This is a genomic window from Dickeya dadantii NCPPB 898, assembly GCF_000406145.1.
GTDB classification, from domain to species: domain Bacteria; phylum Pseudomonadota; class Gammaproteobacteria; order Enterobacterales; family Enterobacteriaceae; genus Dickeya; species Dickeya dadantii.
Genome location: NZ_AOOE01000047.1, coordinates 1 through 6,759, shown reverse-complemented (window position 1 = coordinate 6,759; position 6,759 = coordinate 1). Strand labels below are relative to the sequence as shown.

2 protein-coding genes are annotated in these 6,759 nt (G+C 62.1%); both read left to right on the top strand.

Annotation, left to right across the window (positions count from 1 at the left end; genetic code table 11):
* On the top strand, positions 1-1,933 hold a 1,933-nt coding region (locus DDA898_RS00405), incomplete at its 5' end, for a condensation domain-containing protein (RefSeq protein ID WP_236616655.1).
* Positions 1,930-6,759 (top strand): non-ribosomal peptide synthetase (locus DDA898_RS00400; RefSeq protein WP_152490659.1); only part of this gene is annotated, 4,830 nt, incomplete at its 3' end. The genes DDA898_RS00405 and DDA898_RS00400, both read left to right, overlap by 4 nt.

Genomic DNA, 6,759 nt, shown 5'->3' with positions numbered 1-6,759 from the left:
GGACCTGGGACGCTGGCTGCCGGATGGCACGATCGAATACCTGGGTCGTAATGACTGCCAGGTCAAAATCCGGGGCTTCCGTATCGAACCCGGAGAGATCGAAGCGTGTCTGGTGCAGTGCGCCGGCGTGCGCGAAGCGGTGGTGATTGCACGCGAAGACAGCCCGGGTGACAGGCGTCTGGTGGCCTACCTGGTCGCGGAAGCCGGTATTCTCCCCGAACCCGCCGGGCTGCGTCAGGCGCTGGCGCAGCAGCTGGCGGACTATATGCTGCCGTCGGCCTTTGTGCGGCTGGATGCGCTGCCGCTGACGCCCAACGGCAAGCTCGATCGCCAGGCCTTACCGGCCCCGGACGACAGCGCCTTTGTCCGCACCGGCTACGAAGCCCCGCAGGGCGAGACCGAACAGGCTCTGGCTGCTATCTGGCAGAGCCTGTTCGGCATTGAGCGCGTCGGGCGACAGGATCATTTCTTCGAGCTCGGCGGTCATTCCCTGCTGGTGGTGCGTCTGATTGCCGCACTGCAGAGTCAGGGCCTGAATGTCCCGGTGCGGGCGGTATTTGAGCACACCAGGCTGGCGGAGCTTGCCACGACGATTGAACGTTTTGAACAGACGGCGATACCGGAAAACCGGATTACCGCCGACAGTCAGCGCATTACACCGGCCATGCTGCCGTTACTTGAACTGACGCAGGAGGACATTGATCGGATTGTATCCAGTGTCCCCGATGGCGTCCGCCAGATTCAGGATATCTACCCGCTGACCCCGTTACAGGAAGGCGTGCTGTATCACTACCTGCTGGCGGAGTCGCATGATCCTTACCTGAACAGTTCACTGCTGGCATTTGCAACACGACAGCGACTGGAGGCGTTTATCGCCTCGCTGAACCGCGTGATTGCCCGTCACGATATTCTGCGCACCGCCGTGCGCTGGGAAGGCTTGCCGCAACCGGTACAGGTGGTGTTACGTCGTGCCGAACTGACGGCAACGCAGGTGCACCTGAGTCCGACTGCGGGCGACGCCGCCGATCAGCTGTTCAGTATGAAACCGTGCCGTCTGGATCTGCGTCAGGCACCGCTGTTCAACCTGCTGATGGCAAATGATGAAGCCAATGACCGCTGGCTGCTGTGTCTGCAATACCATCACCTGTGTCTGGATCACACCACGCTAGCTATCCTGCTCGATGAAATACACGCGGACGAGCGCGGTGAATGGGATCAACTGTCGGCATCGATTCCCTTCCGTAATCACGTCGCACAGGTACGGGCCAGAGCCGCCGCCACTGACGATAAAGCCTTTTTCCATCAGCAACTGGCGGAAGTGGAAGAGCCCACCCTGCCCGGCGGCCTGACCGCGCTGGTCGATATGGATGAAGCCATCCTGCCGCTGCCGGACACACTGGCCGGACGCATTCGCCGGCAGGCGCAACAAGAGGGCATCAGTGCCGCCAGTCTGTTCCATCTGGCCTGGGGCCACGTTATCGGTGCGCTGTCCGGTCGTGATGATGTGGTCTTCGGCACCATGCTGCTGGGCCGTCTGCAAGACGGTCGCGAACAGGCGCTGGGGTTGTTTATTAACACCCTGCCGCTGCGACTGACGCTGGCCGATATCACCGTCCGCGCCGCGCTCGATCAGACGCATCGCCGTCTGGCCGACCTGCTGGCCCATGAGCACGCCTCGCTGACGCTGGCACAGCAATGCAGTGGCGTTGCCGCGTCGCAGCCCTTATTCAGCGCATTGCTGAACTATCGTCATGATGTTACACCGGCAAACGCCGATGCCGCCGAAGACCCGTGGCCCGGCATCGAACTCCTGAAGGTGGAAGAGCGCACCAATTATCCTCTTACACTGTCCGTGGATGATGCGCTTCACGCCGGTTTTTCACTTAAGGTTCAGGCAGACCGTCGCCTGGGGGGGAACGGATCGGACAGATGATGCAGCATGTGCTGACACAGATGATCGATGCGCTGGAGCAGTCGCCTGAACAGCCACTGCACCGGCTGTCCGTTCTGCCACCAGATGAACGTCATCAGGTGTTAACCGGTTTCAATCACACACACACGCCCTACCTGGCCGAGCTCTGCGTTCACGAACGTGTCGAGCAGCAGGCTGTACAGCATCCGGAACGCATTGCGCTGGTCTTTCAAGACCAGTCGCTGAGCTACGGTGAACTGAACCGTCGCGCCAACCAGCTGGCACACCATCTGCGCGGGCTGGGTATCGGTGCCGATGACCGGGTGGCTATCTGCACTGAACGCCACCCGGAGATGATCGTCTGCGTGCTGGCCACACTGAAAGCCGGGGCCGCCTGTGTGCCGCTGGATCCGGAATACCCATCCGCACGCCTGGCGTTTATGCTCAAAGACAGCGCCCCCGGCGCCATTCTGGTCGATCAGCACGGGCTGGCGGTTTTAGACAACCTGACCGGTACGGCGACAGTGCTGCATCTGACACGTGATGCCAGTCAATGGGCAACCGCCTCTGGCGACAACCCGTCCCGAAGTGGGATTGGCCTGACACCGGATAATCTGGCCTATGTCATCTACACCTCCGGCTCTACCGGGCAGCCCAAGGGGGTGGCCATGCCGCATGCGCCGCTGGTCAATCTGCTGCACTGGCAGGCCAGAGAGCAGGCGGCCATGACCACACTGCAATTTGCGTCCTTCGGTTTTGATGTCGCGTTTCAGGAAATCCTCAGCGCCCTGACCCGTGGCGGCAAACTGGTGATGATCGCGAGTGAAGATCGCTTACACATGGACCGGCTGCTGGACGTTATCCAACAGCAGGCCGTCGAGCGCGTCTTTTTGCCGGTCGCCGCATTGCAGACCCTGGCCGTGACCTGCGCCCAGACGCAGCAGGGATTGCCGGTAAAAGAAATCATCACCGCGGGCGAGCGGCTGCTGATAAGCAGTGAAATCCGCGCCCTGTGTCAGCGTTCCGGCCCCATTCGCCTGCACAACCAATACGGCCCGGCAGAAACCCACGTGGTGACGGAGTATCAATGCGTCGGCAACGCCGCTGACTGGCCGCGTCTGCCGCCGATTGGCTACCCGATATACAATAACCGCCTCTATATTCTGGATACGCATCAGCAGCCGGTGCCGCTGGGTATTGCCGGTGAAATCTATATCGGCGGGGCCGGTGTGGCGCGCGGCTACCTGAACCGCCCCGATCTCACCGCCGAACGCTTCCTGACGGATCCGTTCTCGCCAGAAACCGGTGCGCGGATGTATCGCACCGGCGATCTGGGTCGCTGGCTGGCCGACGGTAGCATTGAGTATCTGGGTCGTAATGATTTTCAGGTCAAAATCCGCGGCTTCCGTATTGAACCCGGTGAGGTTGAATCGGTGTTGCAGGACTGCGCCGGTGTGCGCGAAGCGGTGGTGATTGCACAGCACACCGCAACGGGGGATCACCGGCTGGTGGCCTATTACACCCTGTCGGATGAAGCGCTCACCGTTGAGGCGCTGAAGCAGGCGCTGGCGCAGCGTCTGCCCGTGCATATGGTGCCGTCTGCGTATGTGCGGCTGGAGCAGATCCCGCTGACACCCAACGGCAAGGTGGACCGCAAGGCTTTACCGGCCCCGGACGACAGCGCCTTTGTCCGCACCGGCTACGAAGCCCCGCAGGGTGAGACCGAACAGGCCCTGGCCGCTATCTGGCAGGATTTACTCGGTATCGAACGCGTCGGGCGGCAGGATCATTTCTTCGAGCTCGGCGGTCATTCCCTGCTGGCGGTGCGGCTGGTGTCGCATATCCGCTCCGCACTCCACCGCGAACTGCCGCTGGCACGGCTGTTTGCACACCCGACGCTGCACGCGCTGGCCGCGGTACTGCAGGACGCCGCACCACAGACCCTGTCTGCCATCACACCGCTGCCCGATGACGTGACTCCCCCCCTCTCTCTGGCCCAGCAGCGCCTCTGGTTCCTGACCCAGCTCGACCCGGCAGCCAGTGCCGCCTATGTGATTCAGGGCACGGTGCAGTTGCAGGGGACGCTCAACGTCTCCGCACTGACCCAGGCACTGGACCGCATCATGGCGCGTCATGCCCCCCTGCGCACCCGGTTTGAGGCGGTGCAGGGCGACGCGGTTCAGGTTATCGAGCCCGCCGGTCTGCGCCCGTTCCCGCTGGCGGTGATGACCGTGGCACCCGGCGACGACCTGCCGCCATTCACCCCGGTGTTTGACCTGCGCACCGGCCCGCTGGTGCAGGGGCAGTTGCTCCACGTGGATGCACAGGCCCACCTCCTGCGGCTGGCGCTGCACCACATCATTGCCGATGGCTGGTCGGTCAGCCTGTTTATCAATGAACTCAGTACGCTGTACTCCGCGTTTAACGCCGGTCAGCCCGACCCGCTGCCGCCCCTGCGCCTGCGTTATGGCGACTACGCCGCCTGGCAGCGGCAGCACCTGCAGGGCGAGGTCCTGCAGCGTCAGCAACAGTACTGGGTCAGCCACCTCAGCGGTGCGCCGGACTGCCTGACCCTGCCCGCCGACCACCCCCGCCCGCCGACACAGCGTTACGACGGTGCCACTCTGACCTTCACGCTGGAGCGTGACCTGACCGACGCGCTGTACGCCCTGAGCCGTCGTCACGACAGCACGCTGTTTATGACCCTGCTGGTGGCCTGGGCCGCCCTGCTGGGCCGCCTCGCCGGGCAGGACGATGTGGTTATCGGCACCCCGGTCGCCGGTCGGACCCGCACCGAGCTGGAAGGGCTGATCGGGATGTTCGTCAATACCCAGCCGCTGCGCATCGATTTGTCCGGACAAGCAGATACCGCAACCCTGCTGGCCCGGGTCAGGGAGACCGTGATTGCCGCGCAGGCCTATCAGGACATGCCGTTCGAGCAGATTGTCGAAGCCGTCGCCCCCGCCCGCAGTCTGGCGCACAGCCCGCTCTTCCAGGTGACGTTCAGTGTCCAGAATACCCCGTCCGCCACGCTGGCGCTGGACGGGCTGACGCTGACGCCGGACGGCAACACCGCCCAGTTCGATTTGAGTCTGGGCATCACGGAAAGCGACGCCGGCCTGAACGGCCAGCTGAACTACGCCACGGCGCTGTTTGAAACGCACACCATCCGGCGTTTCCTGGCGTACTGGCAGACCCTGCTGCGCGGTATGGTGACCGACACCCATCAGCCGGTGGCGCAGATAACCCTGCTGTCCGACGCCGAACGCCAGCAGGTGCTGTACGGCTTTAATGACACCGCGGCAGACTTCCCGGCGGATATCTGCATCCATCAGTGCTTTGAACAGCAGGCGGCCCGACAGCCGGATGCTGTTGCCGTGGTCTTCGAAAACGAATCGCTGAGCTATGGCGAACTGAACCGCCGGGCCAACCGGCTGGCGCACTGGCTGACAGAATGGGGCGTCAGGCCGGACAATCGGGTGGCGATGGCACTGGAGCGCAGCCCTGAGCTTATCGTAGCCCTGCTGGCCACCCTGAAAGCCGGTGGGGCTTATGTGCCGCTCGACCCGGGCTACCCGACAGAGCGTCTGCAGTACATGCTGGCCGACAGCGCCCCGGTGGTATTGATTACCACCACCGCGCTGAACGCCCGGATAGCGGCCGACTGTCCGGTGATTGAGCTGGATAACCCGACACCACCGTGGGCTACCTGTCCAACCGACAATATCGCCCCGGCAACACGGGGCCTGACACCCCGTCATCTGGCCTATGTCATCTATACCTCCGGCTCCACCGGGCAGCCCAAAGGTGTCATGATCGAACATCGCAGTCTGATGAACTATCTGTACTGGAGTCTGCAAACCTACCCAAACACCGCCAGTGACCGCATTCCGATGAACTCATCCATCGGCTTTGATGCCACCATTACCAGTGTATTTGTACCGATTTTAGCCGGTAAGACGCTGTATATCATCGATAGTCAGGATGAAATCGCGTCACTGTACCGCGCGCTGGTATCCGGCGAGCCGTTCGGCTTTATCAAGCTGACACCGTCCTATCTGGATGGATTGAGCCGTCTGCTGATCAGTGATCCGAACGGCGTCGATATCGCTTCTCTGCCCGGCTTACAGCAATTTATTCTCGGTGGGGAAGCCGTGCTGGAGCGCCATTTGAGTTTCTGGCGACAGCATCGGCCCGATGTCCGCATCGTGAACGAATACGGCCCGACCGAAACCGTTGTCGGCTGTTGTATTCATACACTGACCGATCTGCGCAGCACCGGTGCGGTGCCGATCGTGCCGATCGGCCGTCCGATCGCCAACACCCGAATATATATTCTGGATGAACATCGTCAGCCGGTGCCGGTTGGCGTGGTCGGTGAAATCTACATCGGCGGGGTGGGTGTGGCGCGCGGCTATCTGAACCGCGCCGACCTGACAGCAGAGCGTTTTCTAGCAGATCCGTTTGCTAACGAGCCCGGCGCACGACTGTATCGCACTGGCGATCTGGGTTGCTGGCAGGCTGACGGCACCCTCGATTATCGGGGCCGCAATGACTTTCAGATCAAAATTCGCGGTTTTCGTATTGAACCCGGTGAAGTTGAATCAGCGTTGCAGGCATGCGACGGGATTGATGATGCGGTGGTCATCGCCCAACGCACCGACACCGGCGATCACCGTCTGGTTGCCTATTACACGCTCTCGGATGCATCCATTTCAGATGGATCCGTTTCCATTGAGTCACTGAAACAGCAGCTAGCGCGCCGTCTGCCTGATTTTATGGTGCCGTCGGCGTATGTGCGGCTGGATGCGCTGCCGCTGACGCCCAACGGCAAGCTCGATCGCCAT